The following is a 21,196-nucleotide window of genomic DNA, read 5'->3' as shown; positions in this document are numbered from 1 at the left end:
CCTCTTGACTATTCATAGGTTTTACTTTCAACAGTTTATGCCTACTAATACAAAATTCTTAAGTTGTTTAAATTCTTCTGGCAATCCTAAATCTCTTAAAATACGAGCTAAATCAGGTTTGTGCTGTTCTATATGAATTTTCTTCCCTCGACAGCTTTTATTAATTAAATCAGCAAACTGATGTGAAAAATAAGTTTTTGCACTTGCAAACTTATGTACATTTCCATTTGATTCGGATACAAATATTTTATATTCATCAAATTTATTTACTATATCTTCTTTTTTATGAGATGAAAGATTTTGATATAATTGCTCACTAATTACAGAAGAATTCACACTTGTAGCTAGAAAACTTGCTCTTTGTACAGATTGCTTTGAATTAAAGCTTTTAATCGTTAAATTAGCCGCCCCTATATCAGCCATACAATCTATAACGGAATTATAAATATCTTCAATACTTTCCAGCTCCATTTACACCAGCTAAACATAAAATATCCTGTGCCTCACCTTCATGGGTAAAGTCAATCAAAGTGGGTTTAACAAATACGCCACAATCTTGAATGTATAGCCTTAATATTCTCATTATTACATTATTTCCAAGCTCCCAAACTTAAATAGCCTGGGAGCTTAACAAAACCTACGGAAGCTTAGATACAGAAATATGCTCTAATAAGTTCATTACCGTAGCATCCATGATCTCAAAGATAGGAGCTGGATAAATACCAAATGCCAATACAGCAACTGCTAACACGCCTAAAATCAAGGTTTCGCGTGGATTCAAATCTTCAAGATTTTGCACATTTTCATTAGCAACTTCACCGTACATCACACGTTTAACCATCCATAATGTATACGCTGCACCTAAAATCAAAATCGTTGCTGCTGTAAATGCAATCCAGAAACTGGCTTGTGCGCTACTGATAATCACCAAGAACTCACCCACAAAACCAGATGTACCCGGTAAACCAGAGTTAGCCATTGCAAAGAAAACCACGAACATTGCAAAACGGGGCATCGTATTCATCACGCCGCCATAAGCCGAAATCTCACGACTATGCACACGGTCATATAACACACCGACACACAAGAACAATGCACCCGAAATGAAGCCATGCGAAATCATCTGCATCATGCCGCCCTGCATCGCCATTGAGCCACCGTCTAATGAATTCGTATTATTGAAAATCATGAACGAGATGAAAAAGCCCAAAGTCGCAAAACCCATGTGTGAAATCGAAGAATAAGCAATCAATTTCTTCATATCAGTTTGAATCAAAGCGATAAAGCTGATGTACACCACGGCAATCAATGATAAACCAATAATCAACCAATCTAATTCACGGCTTGCATCAGGGGTAATCGGTAAGCTGAAACGCAAGAAACCATAACCACCTAATTTCAACATAATCGCGGCTAAAATCACTGAACCGCCTGTTGGAGCTTCAACGTGAGCATCAGGCAACCACGTATGGACTGGAAACATCGGTACTTTTACCGCAAAAGCTGCAAAGAACGCCAAGAAAATCCAGATTTGTGCAGTCATGTCTAAGCTTTGCTTGTGGAAATCCAAAATAGCGAAGCTGCCAGAAACTTTATATAAGTAAATTAACGCCACCAACATAAAGATAGAACCCAAGAACGTATACAAGAAGAATTTAATCGTTGCATACACACGGTTAGGCCCGCCCCACACACCAATGATGATGAACATCGGAATTAACATGGCTTCCCACAATACATAGAAGAACATTGCATCTAATGCGGAGAACACCCCAATCATTAAACCTTCCATGATTAAGAATGCTGCCATATATTGAGAGGCTCTATTTTTAATCACTTCCCAACCCGCTAAAATCACCAATACAGTGCTAAAGCTGGTTAAAATAATCAATGGCATAGAGAATCCATCAATACCCAAATGATAATAGATATTGAAAGCAGGAATCCACTCATAACGCTCGCTAAACTGCATCGCAGCGGTCGCGGTATCAAAGTCAAAATATAATAGTAATGACAACACCAACGTTGCCAAAGACACCATTAATGCAACACCCTTCGCAGCAGTAGAATTGTTCTCATCGCCAACAGCAAGTACCCAAATGCCGCCGATAATCGGTAGCCAAAGTAGCAAACTGAGTAATGGTAAATCAGTAAACATTCGTTGTATTCCTTTTCAATGCCTTAGAGAACAAACACACCGAGCAACACTGCCAGACCTAAAATCATGGCAAATGCGTAGTGGTAGAGATAACCCGTTTGTAAATGGCGAACGACTGAGGCTAACCAGCCGATTGATTTTGCGCTGCCATTCACTGCAATGCCATCAATCAAGGTTACATCGCCTGCTTTCCATAAAATGCTACCGATACCGCGTGAACCGCCAGCAAAGAACCATTCATTAAATTGGTCAAAGCCATATTTTTGCTCTAAAACGTAGTGAATTGGTTTCAATGCAGTTGCAAAGAATGTTGGGATTTTTCTGAAAAACGCAGGAATAAAGGCTAAAGGCCAATACATTAATGCTGCTGCAATCAAACCACCCATTGCTAATATAAATGGAGGTTGACTTAAACCATGTACGGTAAATGCCCAAACGCCATGCCATTCATGACCACCACCATGTGCTGCGTGAATCGCGTGACCAAAATAGTGACCGTACAACATTGGGCCAATCGCTAATGCACCAATGATAATAGAAGGAATCGCCAACAACATCAAAGGCAAAGTCACAACCCAAGGGGGTTCATGTAAATGTTCTTTGGTATGTTCATCCATGCGCTCTTCACCGTGGAACACCAAGAAGAACAAGCGGAAGGAATATAAAGCAGTAATAAACACACCTAATAACACCGCATAATAAGCATAGTCAGCCGTCCAACCGAAATGACCTGACATCTGTGCTGCGTGAGCTGCTTCAATAATGGCATCCTTAGAGTAGAAACCTGCTAAACCTGGGAAACCAATTAATGCTAGTGAACCAATCAAAGAAGTCCAATAAGTGATAGGCATGTATTTTTTCAAACCACCCATATCACGCATATCTTGTTTGTGATGCATCGCAATAATGACTGAACCTGCTGCCAAGAATAATAAGGCTTTAAAAAATGCATGAGTCATTAAATGGAAAATCGCTGCGCCGTAAGCAGATGCACCTAATGCAACGGTCATATAACCCAATTGGGATAATGTTGAGTATGCAACGACCCGCTTAATATCTGTTTGCACTAAACCAAGTAAGCCCATAAAGAATGCTGTGGTTGCACCTGTGAATAAGATAAAGCTTAACGCGGTGGTACTCAACTCATACATTGGTGACATTCTCGCCACCATGAAAATACCCGCTGTCACCATGGTTGCTGCATGGATTAATGCAGAAATAGGTGTTGGGCCTTCCATTGAGTCAGGTAACCAAACATGTAATGGGAACTGTGCAGACTTACCCATTGCACCAATGAATAGCAAAACACAGATGACGGTCATTAAGCCCCAAGCTTGCCCTGGAATGATTTCAATGGTTTTGCCAATCAAGTCATGTTCATGTGCTTCAACATAATGGAACACTTCAGCATAGTTTAAGCTGCCGAAATACATTAACACTAAAGCAATCCCTAATAAGAAGCCAAAGTCACCGACACGATTCACCAAGAAGGCTTTTAAGTTTGCGTAAACCGCAGTGTCTTTTGTATACCAAAAACCGATTAATAAGTAAGACACTAAGCCGACTGCTTCCCAACCGAAGAATAATTGCATGAAGTTGTTAGACATCACTAACATCAACATCGCAAAGGTGAATAAAGAAATATAACTAAAGAAACGGTTATAACCTTTATCATGTTCCATGTAACCGATGGTATAAATATGCACCATCCAAGATACAAATGTCACCACCATCATCATGGTTGCGGTCAATTGGTCAACTAAGAAGCCAACTTCTAACTTGAGGTCACCAATTGCTAACCATGTATAAAGGGTTTTATTATAAATTTCGCCGCCGTCTAAAACGATATGTTTGAATACATACGCAGACAAGAAGAATGCAATGCCAACCCCTAAAATGGTCACGCGATGTGCATTTGCGCGACTCACGGGGAACAGCCCCGCAATAATCGACCCAATTAAGGGGGCTAGCACAGCGGCTAGATATATGTTTTCCATATTTTGCATAAATGTTTATCCCAATAACTTGAAATCTGTCAGTATCTCATTGAGGACTGCCAATCAATCCTTGAAAAATAACTGGCAATCCTGAGCACCAATCAAAAATTCATTAGCCTTTCATCGAATCCAAATCTTCAACGTTAATCGTGCCACGATTACGGAATAAGACGATTAGAATTGCTAAACCAATGGCAGACTCAGCAGCCGCCACCGTTAAAATGAAAAATACGAAGATTTGACCCGCAATGTCTGCGTTAAAGTGTGAAAAAGCAATGAAATTCATATTGACAGATAACAACATCAATTCGATACACATCAAAATGATTAACATGTTTTTACGGTTTAAGAACATGCCTGCAACACTTAAACAGAATAATACTGCACCTAAAATTAAGAAGTCAGATAACATTAACATGAGTCTAGTCCTTTGGTTCTGATGCCATTTTCACAAGACGCACACAATCTTCACGTTTTACGTACACTTGTTTTTCTGGTGCAATGTATTTATGTTGACGTTTTTCACGCATGGTCAAAGCAATCGCAGCTACCATCGCAACTAATAAAATCGCGGCAGCTATCTCAAAAGGATAAACATAAGTGGTATATAAGGCATGACCTAATAATTTGGTATTCGGTATATCAGAGTTCCCAAATGCGGCTATCGCGTCGGGGGTCGCCAAACCTGTACTGGCGTTCCATAATACTAAACCCATTTCGATTAAAATGATGATACCGACAAGTAGTGCTATAGGAAGATAACTTACAAAGCCTTCTCGCAATACCGTGATGTTTATATCTAACATCATGATCACAAACAGGAAAAGCACCATAACCGCACCCACGTAAACCAGAATTAACGCGATGGCTAAGAATTCAGCATGTAGTAACATCCATATTGCTGCGGATGAAAAGAAACCTAATACTAAGAATAATGCGGCATGGACAGGGTTTTTAACAGTAATCACCCTTGTGGCTGCAAAGACTAGGATTGCGGCGAAAAAATAAAAGATGTATTTCTCTATCATTGTGGTACTTTACACTGTTGAAATTGAAACCTTTAAAACCCAAACAAACTATGAGGACTGGCAGCCCTTACTTTTTACAGAGTATTTAGCTTGCTCAAGACACAGGACTGCCAGTCCTTAAAGATGTTAACTATAAAACTTAAAACGTAAATATATCACTTACGAAAATCATGACCCGATCCATGAACCCTTCAATCCGTTCACGTCGAACCATTTGGTTGTTCTCATAAAAGCGACGAGCAATTAAGCCACTGTCTTTACCATATTCATAAGTAATCCCATTTAGATTACCCTTATCATCAAACGCTTCATGCTCTAACCATTTTTCGCCTGTACGATAATAAATAGTAGCTCTAACAGGGACGCCGTTTAAGAATTGCCAGTCACCTTGCAAGTTACCATTATTATGATAACCTTTTGAGTTACCTTCTTTTTTACCATTTTCGTAACGACGCTCAGCTTTTTTCTTACCGTTTTGGTAATAGTCAGTTTCTAAACCTTCACGAATCCCATTCACTAAAGAACGTTCACGAAATAGCTCACCCGTTGGATAATATTGAATTTGCGTTTCATACTTTTTACCGCCTGTAATCCGCAATTCATTACTTAACTTGCCGTTACGCAAAAATTCACGTTTTGACTCTAATTTGCCATCTTTGTAAACGACTTCGGCTTTTAATTCACCCGTTTCAAAATATTCTTTGGTTGTGCCGTGTAAGCGCCCATTCAAACGCGCATACTCAAAATGCACTGCCCCACTTGAATAATAAGCTTTGTCTTTTTCCTCTGCTGCTATCGCAGAAAAGCTCATTGATGAAAGTAATAAAACTGCTATCAACCAACGCATAACCATCCTCCTAAAAAATGTTTAACGATAGGCTGCGTCTTTAGCTCGGTCTTCCGCTAACTGTTGTTCCATTTTATCGCCGACAGCCAATAATTTTTCTTTTGTCATGAGTAAATCACCACGTTGCTCACCGTGATACTCAAAAATAGGCGTTTCAACAATAGAATCAACGGGACAGGATTCTTCGCAATACCCACAGAAAATACATTTTGTTAAATCAATATCATAACGTGTGGTACGTCGAGTCCCATCTTCACGTTCACCTAATTCAATTGTAATCGCTAACGCGGGGCAAGTGGCTTCACATAGTTTACATGCAATGCACCGCTCTTCGCCATTAGCATAACGTCTTAATGCGTGCTGCCCACGAAACCGATGTGATAAAGGGGTTTTTTCTTCAGGGTATTGGATACAGATTTTGCGTTCAAAAAAGAAGCGACCTGTTAAGCGCATTCCTTTAAGCAATTCCAATAAAAATAAGCTTTTAACATAATTAACCGCTGCACTCATTATCAATTCCCCTTAGGCAGTTAACATCAATTTAGCAATACCAACAACAACTATCCACACTAAGGTGATAGGAATAAACACTTTCCAACCCAAGCGCATGATTTGGTCATAACGATAACGGGGAAAAGTGGCTCTGAACCATAAGAATAAGAGTAAGAAGAATGAAAGCTTACCAAATAACCAAAAAATTGAGGGTACAAAAGCAAACATAGCTTCAAGCGGTGTACCTTGGAACGGAGATAACCAGCCACCCATAAACATCAAGGTTGCAAGCATACCGATTAAAATCATGTTGGCATATTCAGCTAAGAAGAATGTGGAGAACAACATGCCCGAGTATTCAACGTGGAAACCCGCCACAATTTCAGATTCACCCTCTGCAACATCGAATGGTGCACGGTTAGTTTCTGCTACACCTGAGATGAAATAAATAACAAATAGTGGGAACAAAGGTAAGAAGTACCAGTGTAAAATACCACCTGATTGACCATTAACAATGTCGCTTAAGTTCAAACTATTGGACATCATTAATACGCCCACTAAGGTGAAGCCCATCGCAATTTCATACGCAATAATCTGTGCTGCGGAACGCATTGCGCCCAAAAACGCATATTTAGAATTTGATGCCCAACCTGCGATAATCACGCCGTAAACACCAACAGAAGTCATGGCTAAGACATAAAGTAAGCCCGCGTTAATGTCGGATACGACCCAACCTTCTGCAAATGGTATAACAGCCCAAGCGGCTAATGCAGGTGCTAAAGATAAAATTGGTGCAATGACAAATAGAAATTTATTCGAACTAGATGGAATGACAATTTCTTTAAACATTAACTTGAATGCATCAGCAAGCGGTTGACCTAAGCCAAAAAACCCTACACGGTTAGGGCCAATACGCAATTGCATAAAGCCAATCACTTTACGTTCTGCAAGTGTGTAATAGGCTACAGCACCCATCAATGGGCCTACCAAAATGACAATTTGAACCAGTGTCACTAACACAAATGTCAACTCATAAGGAAGGGGTGAGTTGTCGTAAACAATGTCCCACATACTGATTAGTTCCGTTTAGTTTTTAAAATTCGTCAATGTTGCTGTTCTGAAGGTCGTCAAACCTGAAACATTACAAACACTGTTCATTATCCTGTAAATCAACTTAATTTTATACAATGAAAGGTATTTAAATTGTGTCAAAAGGACTGACAGTCCTAAAATCTAGAGTTTTGTCAGTCCTAAAAAGTCAAGTTATGATATTAACCCGCACTCACTTCAACTTGTCCATTAGCACTGATTTCAGCACTATATAAAAGTACACAGTTATCAGGAATACGTTCATCAATCATTACAGGCAAAGTAATTTCTGTCCCATTCTGACTCACTTTCGCTTGACCTTCTGCGCTTAAGCCTTTCTGCTGTGCAAAACTTGGATTCAGATAAATATTGCCAGCACGCTTGCTATCTGTTGTGCTTTGTAATGCACTTGAGCGTCTAACCAAGCTATCAACAGCATACATCGGTGTTTCAGTAATTAACTGAATACCATCGCTAGAGCCATTTAAGCTTGCGATTTGAGTTGTTGCCATGTTATCAGCCTGTTTATCACCCACAGCCGCTTTTAATTCATCACGTACTTGAGTTGAATCGGTGTAATCAAAGCCCTCAACATCAAACAAGTTACCTAAAACCCGTAAGATTTTCCAAGCAGGACGTGCATCACCCTTAGGCGCAACCACACCATTAAAGCTTTGCCATTGACCTTCCAAATTCACATATGTGCCTGAGGTTTCAGTAAATGCTGCAATCGGTAATAATACATTAGCATATTCTTTAGTTGTGTCACTGGCATACGCACTTAGGCTCACAGTAAATGCCGCTTGTTTAAGACTTTCAACTACTGTGCTGCTAGCAAGGTTACTGTCTAATTCTGGCTCTGTACCTAATAAAACATACGCTTTTAAGCCATCAGTTAACATCGCTTGTGCATCTAAACCTTTGCTCGCCGATTCACCCGCCGCTTTACGGTGAGGCAATACACCCGCTAGACATGCGCCTGCACTATTAGCAGATTCTGCCAAATAACCTAATGTTGCCCCCGATGCTTTAGCAATCGCTACTGCCAAGGCACGAATCGCACTGGCTTGTGTATGCTGTGCGGCAATATTACCTAATAAAATGGTTTTCTTGTCACCCGATTTGATGCTTTCAGCAATCGCAGTTTGTGTTTCATCTGCATTGATATTGCTTAAGCCACTGGGTAATTCAGCACCTAAGGCTTTTGCAATACCTGCTAATGTTGCCACTATATCAGACGGTGCAACCACTGCTTGCTGAGCCACTTTATAATTAAAAGTGTAATTCACAGGATTCACAAAGCTTACGCTTGCGCCTTTTCTACTGGCTTTGTTGACACGGTGATTAATCAGAGGATGTTCTTTGCGTAGATTTGAGCCAATCACTAAAATACTGTTGCTGGCTTCAATATCACTAACTGCCTGACCTAAAGCAGGATATAAAGGGGCTGCATCTTGGTCTGAGAAATCAGTCTGACGTAAACGGTGATCAATATTATTCACACCAATGCCGCGCATCAATTTCTGTAATAAATAGAGTTCTTCTACAGTCGCAGTTGGAAAGGCTAACGCACCCACATCACTTGCAGAACTAGAACTAATGACTTGTTTTAAACCATCAACAGCAAAAGCTAGAGCAGTTTCTAAATCGGTTTGTTGCCATTCGCCATCTTGCTTAATCATAGGCTTAGTCAAACGGTCTTCCGCTGTTAAACCTTGATAACTAAAACGATCACGGTCAGATAACCAGACTTCGTTTACGGCTTCATTATCTTTAGGTGCGACTCGCAACACTTCACCACGACGCATATGTACATAGACATTTGAGCCTAAGCTATCATGAGGGGCGATTGACTCGGCTTGTTGCATTTCCCAAGCACGAGCGACAAAACGAGAAGGTTTCGCAGTTAATGCGCCCACTGGGCACAAATCAACCACATTACCTGATAATTCGGAATCCACACTCTTTTGAATATAAGTGCCGATTAAAGTGCTATCACCACGACCTGTTGAACCCATTTCTTGTACGCCCGCAATCTCAATACCGAAGCGGACACAGCGCGTACAGTGAATACAGCGCGTCATTTCTGTGGCGATTAAAGGACCAATATTTTTATCAAATACAACCCGTTTTTGTTCTTGATAGCGTGAAGCATCACCACCATAGCCAACTGCAATATCTTGCAATTCACACTCACCGCCTTGGTCACAGATAGGACAGTCTAAGGGGTGATTTATCAGCAAAAATTCCATCACTGATTTTTGTGCTGCCAACGCTTTGGTTGATTTAGTCCAAGCTTTCATGCCGTTCATAACGGGCGTTGCACAAGCTGGCATTGGTTTTGGTGCTTTTTCAACTTCGACCAAACACATGCGACAGTTTGCTGCTACTGAAAGTTTCTTGTGATAACAGAAACGTGGAATATTAATCCCATTCGCGTCTGCAACTTCAATCAACATTTGACCGGGTTGTGCTTCGTATGGTTTACCGTCTATTTCAATGGTTGCCATTCTGTATCATCCATTCATTTTATTTATGGTCTGAGTTACGACTTTTTATATATCATACCTCAAATCAAGTGACCTGTTTACTGATTTTTAGGTGCTGCAAGTCTCTCGCTATCAATAAGTTTGTTTGATGAGGTGCTAAAAATTTCTGCAAATTCATCGACATCAAATCAAAACTTAGTATTCTGTTGTAATTCATCTGTCACGCAGACAAATCACAAGTGCGGTATTCTACCAGAATTAAATCAAATAATACTAGTATATTTCAGTTCTATGAGGGTATAGAGAGGTTTAGGTGATGGGGTTTTAATGAATGTTTTTAAACTCTTAAAGTGAAATTAGATTTTAATATTCACTCCATCTTAGCGCGATAAATTTTTTTAATCTTTACCCTAAACCTGAAAATGGCCTACGCAAATAAAGCGATGGGTAAGCCAAATTTTAGTTTATAGCATTTCCCGAATATGTGGTTGTGCTCGGTGATAAATTGCCCACGCAGGGCCTAACAATAATAACCACAGTCCAACAGGTCGCACAATATTACCCCATTCCCATGCTAAACCCTGTGTCAGCGCATGAATCAAAGCCATAATATCAGCTATAGGGTTAATCACTAAAATCCATTGTAGCGGTTCTGGCATCAATTCAGGTAGGTATAAAATAGGGGTGAGATATAAAGTCACTGTGATTAGGAAGGGGAAGAGCTGCGCCACATCTTTCAAAAATAAGCCAATCACTGCCAATAAATAACAGATTGGAATCATCCATAATGCAATCACATAAATCAGGATAAAACCTGAAAAAGTATGTTCATAGCCTGCCAATAAGCCCGTTACTAAGGCCATCACAATACTGTATAAAATGGCCGAAAGACTGAGTGGTAATAATGGTAAAATGATGATTGGGAATACTGCACGTTGGTACAGGCCGCCAAACTCGCGTAGCACTGTTAAACAGCGGGATAAGACTTCAGAAATAAATAACCACGGCAACATACCCAATAAGAAATATTCAACAAATGGGACTTTATTAGGAAATTTGATTTTAAGGACAATATCTAACAAAAACCAAAAACCAACAATTTGTAATGCTGGTTGTATCAATAACCAAATATCGCCTAGCCATGTGCCTGATGTACGGTTAACAATATCCCGTTTTATAAGCAATAATAGCAAATAGCGGTGGGTATAAGCATCTTGAAAAGGACCAATAAAGCCTAACCATGTTGCGCGAAGATAGCGCAGAATAAAATCAAATAATGTCGTCATGTTTCTATTAGTTAATTCAGAGCTTGCAGTCCTCATTAATCATTATGAAAAGTAGAGGGCTGCCAGTTCTGTCAATATATTAGGAATTCAACTTTTCAGTCAAAATGGCAAACTCTTGCTTCATCTGTAAGTTTTCGAAAATCAACAAATCAGGGGTTTGCATATTTTGTAATAATTCAAAGGCTTTTTGACTGGTACGCAATAAATTCACTAATTCGCTACTGACAGTTACAGTCGCAAAGGTATTTTCAGCTACCAGTAAATCCGCCAAGGTTTTATCACGCGCGACTAGCATTTTTTGGCGTTGGCTAGTCAAATGCTGTTTATACAAATTCGCTGTTTTTAGGGTCAATTTCTGAGCATCTAAATTAGCAAACAGATATTCACGGCGTTTATTGTTATCCTCTTTGCTCAGTAGATTTTGAGTGGTTGTTTTGATACTTTGTACATCAGTCACAATGTCAGTAATTTTAGGGATGTACTTGTTATCAACATCATTTACAAAGCTATCTTGCATGTGAAACAAAATTTTCAATAACACCACATACATACCGTAATAACGTTGACTAATTGTAAAATCTTCTTCACTGTCAACGGTCAATTTCATCAGTTGTTCATTAACCAATTTCACATTTTCATACACTAAGCTAGCTTGAATAATATCATCACCTATCACACTAGCAAATAACACGTCCAACTGCTCATTAGTCAGCCGAATGCCAACTTTCTGCAAACTTTGGCTAAATTCTGTTTTTAAACTGTCAATCTGTTGATATTTCTGTGCGATTTGATCTTGTAGACCAATAATTTTTTCATTGTAATTTTCAACCGTGGTATTCCATGTTGATTCTATTGGTGCGCTGACTTGTGCTTGGCGGTAATCGGCAATCGTGTTTTTTATATCAACAATATCTTGCTCTAAATTACGGATTTGTTGGCGAATCTGACTGCTGTCAGACAATGACAAAATATCAACCGCTTCATCTAGCAATTGATTTAATTTGTTTTGGCTGCTCTGTTTCGTTTCTGAAAACCATGCTTTATCAGGCAAATTGACTTGCTGTTGTTCAATATTCAGGATTTGGCTAATACGCGGGGTGATTTCATCCCATATTTTACCAAAGTAGGGGTTTTTCTTTGCTTGTTGGGTGGGTTCTTCATCAGGTGCAATGACCTGTTTTTCCTCTTCTTCAGAGTCAGAACTGACATAGCTAGAAGCCTTATCCCACATATTTACAGTTGCGCCCCACCAAGATGAAGATTCTTTGCTTGGCTGCTCTGTTTTTTCTTCACTAGAGCTAGGTTCAGCAACTTGTGATGCAGATTCATTTTGCTCATCTGAGTCACTGCCCCATAAATTCGTGGCTTTATCCCACCAAGAGTTTGATGATTCTTCTTGAGCAATTTGAATGACGGTTGCATCTGTTGCAGAATTGGTTGGAATTTGTTCTGCTTCACAGGCACTGATTAAAAAGCTTGCGCAGAGTGCGAGATACCATTTCATTATTTAAGTCCCTTGTCTATTTTCCAATAATAATAGCAGATTAGTTTTCTTGCTGGCTTGTATTATCGTCACCAACAATAGGCGTGACACTTTGGATTTGTGCATCACATTGTTCTTGCAAAGTTTGGACAAAAGGGTCTTGTTGAGCTTGAGATTCAGCATATTGCTGCTGAGTTTCTTTTATTTGTTTCTGTTCTTGAGCTGGGGTATAAACATCATCCCGTTCAATTTGAATATGTAGTTTTAAATGTTCGCCATGTTGGCGTTGCAATGCTAATTCTAAATCAGCTTTGGCTTTTGGTCTGTTTAATGTCTTATGTGAGGACGAAAGGCCTAAATGCCAAGTATTATTTTCTTTTGTACGTAAGATACAGTTTTCAGCCAGTTGTCTTAACATACCCATTGGTAACGTTGCAACAAACTGTCCCCATTCGCTGGAAGGTTGTGAATAGTTTGGTATTGTTTGAGGCTGTGCATAATAGTCAGCTTGTTGATATTCTTGGGCAACGGGTGCTTGATTCTGGACAGGCTGTTGATATTCTTGGGCAACGGGCGCTTGATGAGGAACTGCTTGTTGATATTCTTGGGCAACGGGTGCTTGATGAGGAGCGGCTTGTTGATACTCTTGGGCAACGGATGCCTGATGAGGAACAGCTTGTTGATATTCTTGGGCAACGGGTGCTTGATGAGGAGCGGCTTGTTGATACTCTTGGGCAACGGGTGTCTGATGAGGAACAGCTTGTTGATACTCTTGAGCAACAGGTGCTTGATGTTGGATAGGCTGTTGATATTCTTGGGCAACGGGTGTTTGATGTTGGATAGGCTGTTGATATTCTTGGGCAACGGGTGCTTGATGAGGAGCAGCTTGTTGGTATTCTTGGGCAACAGGAGCTTGATGAGGAACAGATTGTTGATATTCCTGAGCAACGGGTGCTTGATTCTGAACAGGCGGTTTATGTTCATCAGGTGCAGTCGCAATTTGTTGAGGCTGCTCTGACTTAATTTGCTGCCCTGCTTTCAACGGTCTAAATGCTAATATCCGCAATAAAATCATTTCAAAACCACCGCGTGGCTCTGGTGACAAAGGCAAATCTCGACGACCCAATAACGCAATTTGGTAAAATAATTGGGTATCTTCAGGATTTAATTGCCGAGCTAAAGCCTGAATTTCAGCCGCATGATTTTGTTGCATATCCAAGCTATCGGGTACGGCTTGGGTTAATGCAATCTTTTGCAATAATGACAACATATCAGCTAATACAGTACTAAAATCTGGATTTTGCTCTGCTAATTGAGCAACTTGTTGTAGTAATCCCGTTGCATTTTGTGCAGCCAAAGCATTTAATAAATTTAATACAACGTTCTGGTCTAATGTCCCCAACATTGTACTAACATCTGTCAAAGATAAACCACCGCCACCATAAGCAATTGCTTGGTCGAGTAAACTCAAGGCATCGCGCAAACTACCATCCGCAGCTTGAGCTAATAGCTGTAACGCAGGCGGTTCAAATCCAATTTGTTCTTGCTGTAAAACATAGGAAAGATGTGAGTCAATTTGCTCTAATGGAATGCGCTTTAAATTGAATTGCAAACAGCGCGATAAAATCGTAGGGGGTAAACGTTGGGGATCTGTTGTAGCCAGTAAAAATTTCACATGTTCTGGGGGTTCTTCCAGCGTCTTCAATAATGCATTAAAACTACTGGTTGATAGCATATGAACTTCATCTATCAGATAAACTTTAAATCGTCCTCGCGTCGGCGCGTATTGGACATTTTCTAAAATTTCTCGTGTATCTTCAACTTTGGTACGTGACGCAGCATCGACTTCAATTAAATCAATGAATCGACCACCATCAATTTCCTGACATGCAGCACATTCACCACAAGGATAAGCAGTAATCCCTTTGGATTCACAATTGAGTGATTTGGAAAAAATGCGAGCAATGGTAGTTTTACCTACACCGCGAGTGCCTGTGAATAGATAAGCATGGTGTAAACGTTGATTTTCGAGTGCATTGGTGAGGGCTTGTCGGACGTGCATTTGTCCAACCATTTCAGGGAAATTACGAGGCCGCCATTTTCGCGCTAAAACTTGATAAGACATAGCCTAATGCATTCTAGGTGATGGGCGGCAACCTATACCAGCCACACCTCGGCACTTGCAGCCATCGCTACCGCTGCTTCCTTCCGGACCTGACGGGATTTGCGATATAGCAATGCGAGGGGACCAGCATAAGTCACCATTATTTCTGGCGGAGAGAGAGGGATTCGAACCCTCGATACGGTATAACCGTATACACACTTTCCAGGCGTGCTCCTTCAGCCACTCGGACATCTCTCCATCGATTAAACCACTCATCTACATCCTTGTAAATAAGCAGTTTAAGCGCGACATTCTAACAACAATAAAAAATGGTGTCTAGCTTTATTTAATTCATTTTACACCAAATAGAGTATCAAGTTTCATATTTATCGTTTTTTATTTGCTGGATAGTAAGTCCCATGATCCTAATAATACCTTGTACAGAAATTCCTTTTTGTTTCATTTTTCTGGCATTAGCTACTTTTTCAGCTTGAATGCCTTCCTGTTTACCATCATCAAAAACGGTATCAATGATATTTTTTTAAATCACGATAGACTTTTAAACTTTCCTTATATTCAGCCGAGCTATTTTTTAAGATTTCTCAAACCATTCAAATATTCCCCTCCAATAATTCAATTTCTTCCGTCGTCAATTCAAATAATTCGTAGATATTTTGATTTAAAATCTTATTCAATTTACTGAGTTTTAGAAGCTCACGCAGGTTTCTGTTAGAAAATGAGGAGAAAGGACAATCGAAAATGACGAACAAGAATGACGGATGACGCTATCGATTATTGATCCTACTATACTGCGCATTTTTTCTTAACCGCAGTGATAAAACAACACATTTAATAGAGATTGATAATTGCTGACGCTTCATTGATAATTGCCGACTGTCCATGCAAACCTAGGCCAATATACATGAATGATTACCCATTCTGGTTACTCATACTGCTTTCCTGTGTGACCACGTTTAGCTCAGCCAACACCGACACCTTCCCCAGACAACACTATGGAAAAGGGATTGATAATATTGCGTTTGTGGAAAATCAAAGCTGTGCTGATTGCCATCCTAAACAATTCTCAGACTGGCTAGGCTCACACCATGAATTGGCAATGAACCCCGCAACCCAACAATACATACTCGGTGATTTCAACAATACAGAATTCAAAGACGATACCATCAGCGCACAGTTTTATACCCAAGATCAACAGTATTTTGTAAAAACCACGGGGAAAGACGGAACAATAGCTGAATTTACCATAAAATATACTTTTGGGGTCACACCACTGCAACAATATTTACTGCAATTTCCTAACGGCCGCTTGCAAACCTTTACCGTTGCATGGGACAGTATTAAAAAACAATGGTTTAATTTATATCCTGACCGAACATTATCGGCAGACAATCCACTACATTGGACACAAACTTACCATACTTGGAATGCGGTTTGTGCAGAATGCCATTCAACAGACCTTAACGTAAACTACGATTTAAAAACAGACAGCTACCAAACCACATGGGCAGAAATAAACGTAAGTTGCCAAGCCTGTCACGGTGCAGGAGAACAGCATCTTGCATGGGCAAACTCAGATAAAAAAGACCCAGCAATGAATCCAAGTAAAGGCCTAAGCGTTGATTACAAACAACTGGATTCTAAACAAAAAGTAGAAACCTGTGCTCGATGCCATTCACGTCGTTATCCTGTCAGTGAACAAGATTTACACGCTCAACCGATGTTAAATGATTTTGTGCCTGAATTATTGCGCGACAATTTATATCATCCAGATGGACAAATTCTTGATGAAGTGTATGTTTATGGCTCATTTGTGCAAAGTAAAATGTATCACAATGGGGTGCAATGTATGGATTGCCACGACCCGCACACCCTTAAATTACGTCGTGAAGGCAATGCAACTTGTACTTATTGCCATCAATCTGAACCACCAACAAGTTTATATCCCAGCCTCAACGCCAAAAATTATGATACGCCTGAGCATCATTTTCATGCCCAAAATACCGAAGCCAGCCAATGTGTAAACTGTCATGCACCGACTCAGAATTTTATGGTGATTGATCCACGCCGCGACCACAGCTTTCGTATTCCTCGACCTGATTTAAGCTTAAAACTCAATACCCCCAATGCTTGTAACCAATGTCATACCGATAAAGATGCTGTGTGGGCAACTGATGCCATGAACCAATGGTACGGGGATAAAAGTTGGCAAAAACCGCATTTTGGTGAAATTTTAGCGTTAGGTCGTATGGGTGATGCCAATGTCAGTCAAGATTTAATCAAATTAGCATTGGATACCAAACAAGCTGATATTGTGCGAGCCACCGCGCTGGAATTATTGCAAGCGTATGGACAAATAGGCGTAGATACAACACACATATTACTAACAGATAAATCCGCCTTAGTGCGTAGCATCGCCGTGCACAGCCTACAAAATGCCAGCATCGCGCAAAAAATCAAATCGGTTGTGCCTTTACTAAAAGATGAAGTGCATGCGGTTCGGATTGAAGCGGCTCGAAGCTTGGTCAATGTGCCGCGTGAACAATTGCCAGATGTGAAAGCTTATGACAAGGCATTAGCAGAATATAAACAAGCCCAAATAATTCGTGGGGAATTACCTGAAGGGCATTTTAATCTAGGTCAGTTGTACGCCGACATAGATGATATTAAACAAGCGGAACACGCATTTAAAACTGCGATTGAAAAAGGTCAGTATTTCTTCCCCGCCTCCCGAAGTTTAGCGATTTTATACCATGGTTTAGGCGATAAAAAACAAGCGGAACAAGTGCTACGTGATGCGATAAAAGTATCTCCTGAACAAGGATTATTATATTACTCGTTGGGCTTATTATTAGCTGAATTAAAACGGATGCCTGAGGCATTGGATAGCTTGAAAAAAGCCACAGAATTAATGCCTTATCATCCTAAAGTACATTACAATTATGCAATGCTATTAAAACAGGTTGGACGAGGCAGCCAAGTTGAACCCGCTTTGTTAAAGGCTTTCTATTTAGATCGACAAAATGCCCAAGTTACACAGACCTTGGCAGAGCTGTATATTCGTCAGCAACGTTGGTTAGATGCGTATGATTTCACCAAACATTTAAATCAACTCGTCGTACCCAATAATGCTAAAATCAAAAGTACCTTGAAGAAGCTAGAACGGCGTAAAGCAGTGATTGATATTCAACAAAAAATGCAGCAACAATAATTGATATCTAGTATGTTGCTGTTTTTTTAGTTTGGTAGTGAATATGGGATAACCGTTAGTGTAAAGGTTGTCCCGTTTTCATAAGATTTGAAAAGTGGTCAGAAATTTTTACTTTTCAGGTTCGCGCTTTTTGTCTGCTTGCTCCAACTTCGCTAAATATTCCTGCCACAATTGGATATGATTATCACCGAGATGATACAACCAATCCCATGAATAAATCCCAGTGCTGTGCCCATCATCAAAATGCAAAGAAACCGCATACGTGCCAACAGGATCAATTTTCTCGATATTGACTGCTTTTTTACCATATTGCAGCACTTCATCTTCAGGTGCATGGCCACGTACTTCAGCCGAGGGTGAGTAAACCCGTAAATATTCATAAGGTAACTCAAAATATCTATCATTGCTAAATGTAATACTCAAAACCCGTGTTTTTTGGCGAAACTCCATTTCTGTTGGGATTGGTGTAGACATCTCATCTCCTTTTGGATTTAGCATAATGGCTAAAATATATTGTTTTATTTTATAGTCGTTTTATTTTAAAGTGATACAGGACTGGCAGTCCTCACTTTTAAAACTGATTGATATTTAAAGTATAACAGGACTACCTGTCCTAACATACAAACCAGAATTGACTATATAATGTTCAATGATGGATAATTTATGACAATTGCTTTTTCAAACACTGCAAATAACTTTGTTCATCAGGGGTTGTGCGATTACGTTGTGCACTCCATAAGCTCTCAGCTAAACATTCCATCATTTTATGTTCAACCTCATGTTTATCCTGTATTTTTCTTACTGCTTTGGAATAAGCTGCACGAATACCAATAGGCCGATTAGTCATTAACTGTTCATGCAATGCGATATGTAGCCCAACATGTAAAAAAGGATTGGTTTGTCCCATTTCAGGTAAAAAATCCTTATCTAAATCACCATCAGTCAATTGAGTGTGATATTCAGGATGTGCTAGCATCACATCTCTTACAATCGTTTCAAGTGGTTCTAATTTTTGTTCTTGCTGATGCTTCTGCCAAACAGTACTAAAAAATTGGCGCATTTGGTCGCGGTTTTGGGTAAACACGTTCTGATTCACTAAAGTTTGGAAATGCTGATTAATATGGGGTATGTTTGGGAAATTTCACGTAAATTATGCGGAGTAAAAAATATGAATACTTAATTTCTGATATAAATCCAAAGAAATTGTCAAAATAGGATAGAGTATATCAATCTATATTTAAAAATAAAATTCATCAAAATCAAAAATATAACTGCAAAACATCAAAACAGAATAATACTAAAAGATTCATTACTGATTCTAACTTACCATTTAAAATAAGCGGTTAAGCGACCTTTGATTTTATACATTGCAAAATGGCTTATTGAAAAGAACTTACTGGATAACTTCTCACGCTCATCATTACTAAAAACCCCATAAAAAATTACTAAGCTGGTCAAAACGGTATATAAAAAGCCACTGACAAATATAAATTCAATCGCACTTAAACGTGAATATAAATCAATATCCCAAAAAGTTAATAACCAAAATATAGCAAATCCTGTGACATAGGGAATAAGGCTGGGGAGTAATACTTTTTCAAAAAAAACCAAGTTTGATAAGCCTATCTTTTTATTAATATAGGCACTATAAGTCAAAGCACCAATCAATGTCGCTAAATTGACCACTATAACAATATCTAATAAGTGCAATTCTTCCCATGAAATAATAGAGAATAATACAGCCAAACTACCTAATCCAAGCATAAGTCCTAAGCGTAATAAAGGATAAATCAGCGTCAAAGAAGGTTTGTTCATACCATTGAAAATGGCCGAACCAGGTCCTGTTAACACATGTAATTGTTGTGGCAAGGTAAAGAAAATCATCACACAAGCAATGGTTAAGGTATCGTAGTCTGTCCATGCGCCTAGCCATGCCATAATTAAAGGAATCGAGAAGGTAGCCAAATAGCCCATAATAAAACCTGTTAACAAGGCCATCACTCTCGTTCCTTCCACATACATATCCAACATTTCTTGCTGGCGTTTTTGGCTGTGCATATAAGAGCTGGCAGGCAGAAAAACACTATTCATCGACGCGGGAATTGTCACTGCCATCAGTGGAAATTTTGCCCCTAATTCCAATGCACCCGCCGCGTAAATATGGATCATGGAGGCTGCAAGAATTTTATCTATTGAACGGGTTAAAATACCTAATATACCTGCAAGCTGCACGATACTGCCAAAACGATAGAATAAGCGCAAATATTCAATTCTAATGTGTTGTAAGCCGATGGAAAGAGTGGGTAATGTTTTAAAACACAATGAAGTATACACAATAATGCTGACTAAATACCGAATCCCAAATGCAATCAATAGCGCATAAATCCCAAACCCAAGTAATAAAAATAAAACCGTGAGTAAAGTCTCTAACACAGCAGAACCAACTAAAATAAGGCTGGTCTCTGTAATTTTTTGCAAACCATTCAAAATATACATAAATGCACTGACATTTAGTTCTAGCAGAAAAATACAGGCTGTACTATAAAACAATATAAATGCAGTCTGATGGAGGTTGGTATCTGGATTGGCAGGCGTGGTTGAGGGAATATTAAAAACATGGACAATTAAAGTCGGCAGTATAAACCAAAAGATACATAACAATAGCAGGCTAATACTAGAAACTAATACAATACCTGTTGAAATGAGACCATTAATTTTCTCAAGTTCATTCCGAGCATGATACTCAGCTACATAACGAATATACACATTAGACACACCAAATGCGCCCAAGCCTAAATAGCTGATTAACACAAAACACACTGCCCAAATACCATACTCAGCTTGTCCTACATGAGTTAATACCAAAGGCGGTATAAACAAACGAGTCGCTAAATAAAATACTTTGGACAACACTGACACCAATAAATTCTTGGACACCAATTGCCGCATTTCATGTTTATCAATGGTTTTATACGGAGATGTTCCCATAACACA

At 39.4% G+C, this 21,196-nt stretch carries 16 protein-coding genes, 1 tRNA gene and 1 other RNA gene; 1 reads left to right on the top strand and 17 read right to left on the bottom strand.

The features are described from left to right. Nucleotides 1-27: 27 nt before the first annotated feature. The 14 genes from ABXH34_RS04120 to ABXH34_RS04055 form a co-directional block, all read right to left on the bottom strand. The gene (locus tag ABXH34_RS04120; protein WP_353570596.1) at nt 28-471 is read right to left on the bottom strand and encodes a hypothetical protein; all 444 of its coding nucleotides are present in this window, start codon (nt 469-471) and stop codon (nt 28-30) included. 166 nt (nt 472-637) lie between these two features. Further along, nucleotides 638-2,158 (bottom strand): NADH-quinone oxidoreductase subunit M, encoded by a 1,521-nt coding sequence (locus tag ABXH34_RS04115; RefSeq protein ID WP_353570595.1) that lies wholly within the window; start codon nt 2,156-2,158, stop codon nt 638-640. A gap of 23 nt (nt 2,159-2,181) precedes the next feature. Beyond that, on the bottom strand, nt 2,182-4,155 hold the full coding sequence (gene nuoL / locus ABXH34_RS04110; RefSeq protein ID WP_353570597.1) for an NADH-quinone oxidoreductase subunit L: 1,974 nt from the start codon (nt 4,153-4,155) through the stop codon (nt 2,182-2,184). 112 nt (nt 4,156-4,267) lie between these two features. Further along, nucleotides 4,268-4,573 (bottom strand): NADH-quinone oxidoreductase subunit NuoK, encoded by a 306-nt coding sequence (gene nuoK / locus ABXH34_RS04105; RefSeq protein WP_353570594.1) that lies wholly within the window; start codon nt 4,571-4,573, stop codon nt 4,268-4,270. A gap of 4 nt (nt 4,574-4,577) precedes the next feature. Continuing rightward, nucleotides 4,578-5,183 (bottom strand): NADH-quinone oxidoreductase subunit J, encoded by a 606-nt coding sequence (locus ABXH34_RS04100; RefSeq protein ID WP_353570593.1) that lies wholly within the window; start codon nt 5,181-5,183, stop codon nt 4,578-4,580. A gap of 139 nt (nt 5,184-5,322) precedes the next feature. Further along, a complete protein-coding gene (locus ABXH34_RS04095) occupies nt 5,323-6,030 on the bottom strand; it encodes a toxin-antitoxin system YwqK family antitoxin (protein WP_353570592.1) in 708 nt (235 codons plus the stop codon). Nucleotides 6,031-6,051: 21 nt separating this feature from the next. Beyond that, nucleotides 6,052-6,540, bottom strand: coding sequence for an NADH-quinone oxidoreductase subunit NuoI (gene nuoI, locus ABXH34_RS04090; protein WP_353570591.1), 489 nt, complete (start codon nt 6,538-6,540; stop codon nt 6,052-6,054). Nucleotides 6,541-6,552: 12 nt separating this feature from the next. Continuing rightward, the gene (gene nuoH / locus ABXH34_RS04085) at nt 6,553-7,593 is read right to left on the bottom strand and encodes an NADH-quinone oxidoreductase subunit NuoH (RefSeq protein WP_353570590.1); all 1,041 of its coding nucleotides are present in this window, start codon (nt 7,591-7,593) and stop codon (nt 6,553-6,555) included. A gap of 200 nt (nt 7,594-7,793) precedes the next feature. Then, nucleotides 7,794-10,121, bottom strand: a complete 2,328-nt coding sequence (gene nuoG / locus ABXH34_RS04080) for an NADH-quinone oxidoreductase subunit NuoG (RefSeq protein ID WP_353570589.1) — start codon at nt 10,119-10,121, stop codon at nt 7,794-7,796. A 443-nt stretch (nt 10,122-10,564) separates the two neighbouring features. Then, a complete protein-coding gene (locus tag ABXH34_RS04075) occupies nt 10,565-11,386 on the bottom strand; it encodes an ABC transporter permease (RefSeq protein ID WP_353570588.1) in 822 nt (273 codons plus the stop codon). 79 nt (nt 11,387-11,465) lie between these two features. Further along, nucleotides 11,466-12,890, bottom strand: a complete 1,425-nt coding sequence (locus ABXH34_RS04070) for a hypothetical protein (protein ID WP_353570587.1) — start codon at nt 12,888-12,890, stop codon at nt 11,466-11,468. 40 nt (nt 12,891-12,930) lie between these two features. Further along, a complete protein-coding gene (gene dnaX, locus ABXH34_RS04065; protein ID WP_353570586.1) occupies nt 12,931-14,994 on the bottom strand; it encodes a DNA polymerase III subunit gamma/tau in 2,064 nt (687 codons plus the stop codon). Nucleotides 14,995-15,026: 32 nt separating this feature from the next. Continuing rightward, nucleotides 15,027-15,123, bottom strand: an RNA gene (ffs, locus tag ABXH34_RS04060) — signal recognition particle sRNA small type. A gap of 17 nt (nt 15,124-15,140) precedes the next feature. After that, nucleotides 15,141-15,231 (bottom strand) — tRNA-Ser (locus ABXH34_RS04055). Nucleotides 15,232-15,895: 664 nt separating this feature from the next. Here ABXH34_RS04055 and ABXH34_RS04050 point away from each other — a divergent pair. Further along, nucleotides 15,896-18,202, top strand: a complete 2,307-nt coding sequence (locus tag ABXH34_RS04050; RefSeq protein WP_353570585.1) for a multiheme c-type cytochrome — start codon at nt 15,896-15,898, stop codon at nt 18,200-18,202. A 108-nt stretch (nt 18,203-18,310) separates the two neighbouring features. Here the strand turns inward: ABXH34_RS04050 and ABXH34_RS04045 are convergent, their stop codons facing one another. The 3 genes from ABXH34_RS04045 to ABXH34_RS04035 form a co-directional block, all read right to left on the bottom strand. Beyond that, nucleotides 18,311-18,676 carry a gamma-butyrobetaine hydroxylase family protein gene (locus tag ABXH34_RS04045; RefSeq protein ID WP_353570584.1) on the bottom strand — a complete coding sequence of 122 codons (366 nt, stop codon included), beginning with the start codon at nt 18,674-18,676 and terminating at the stop codon, nt 18,311-18,313. Nucleotides 18,677-18,863: 187 nt separating this feature from the next. After that, complete coding sequence (locus ABXH34_RS04040) at nt 18,864-19,286, bottom strand: DUF1841 family protein (protein WP_353570583.1); 423 nt, start codon at nt 19,284-19,286, stop codon at nt 18,864-18,866. A 239-nt stretch (nt 19,287-19,525) separates the two neighbouring features. Further along, nucleotides 19,526-21,190, bottom strand: a complete 1,665-nt coding sequence (locus ABXH34_RS04035) for a lipopolysaccharide biosynthesis protein (RefSeq protein ID WP_353570582.1) — start codon at nt 21,188-21,190, stop codon at nt 19,526-19,528. Nucleotides 21,191-21,196 lie beyond the last annotated feature (6 nt).

The sequence above is a fragment of the Candidatus Albibeggiatoa sp. nov. BB20 genome (assembly GCA_016744725.1).
In the GTDB taxonomy this organism is placed as follows: Bacteria; Pseudomonadota; Gammaproteobacteria; order Beggiatoales; family Beggiatoaceae; genus Albibeggiatoa.
This window is presented reverse-complemented; position numbering and strand designations above follow the sequence as displayed.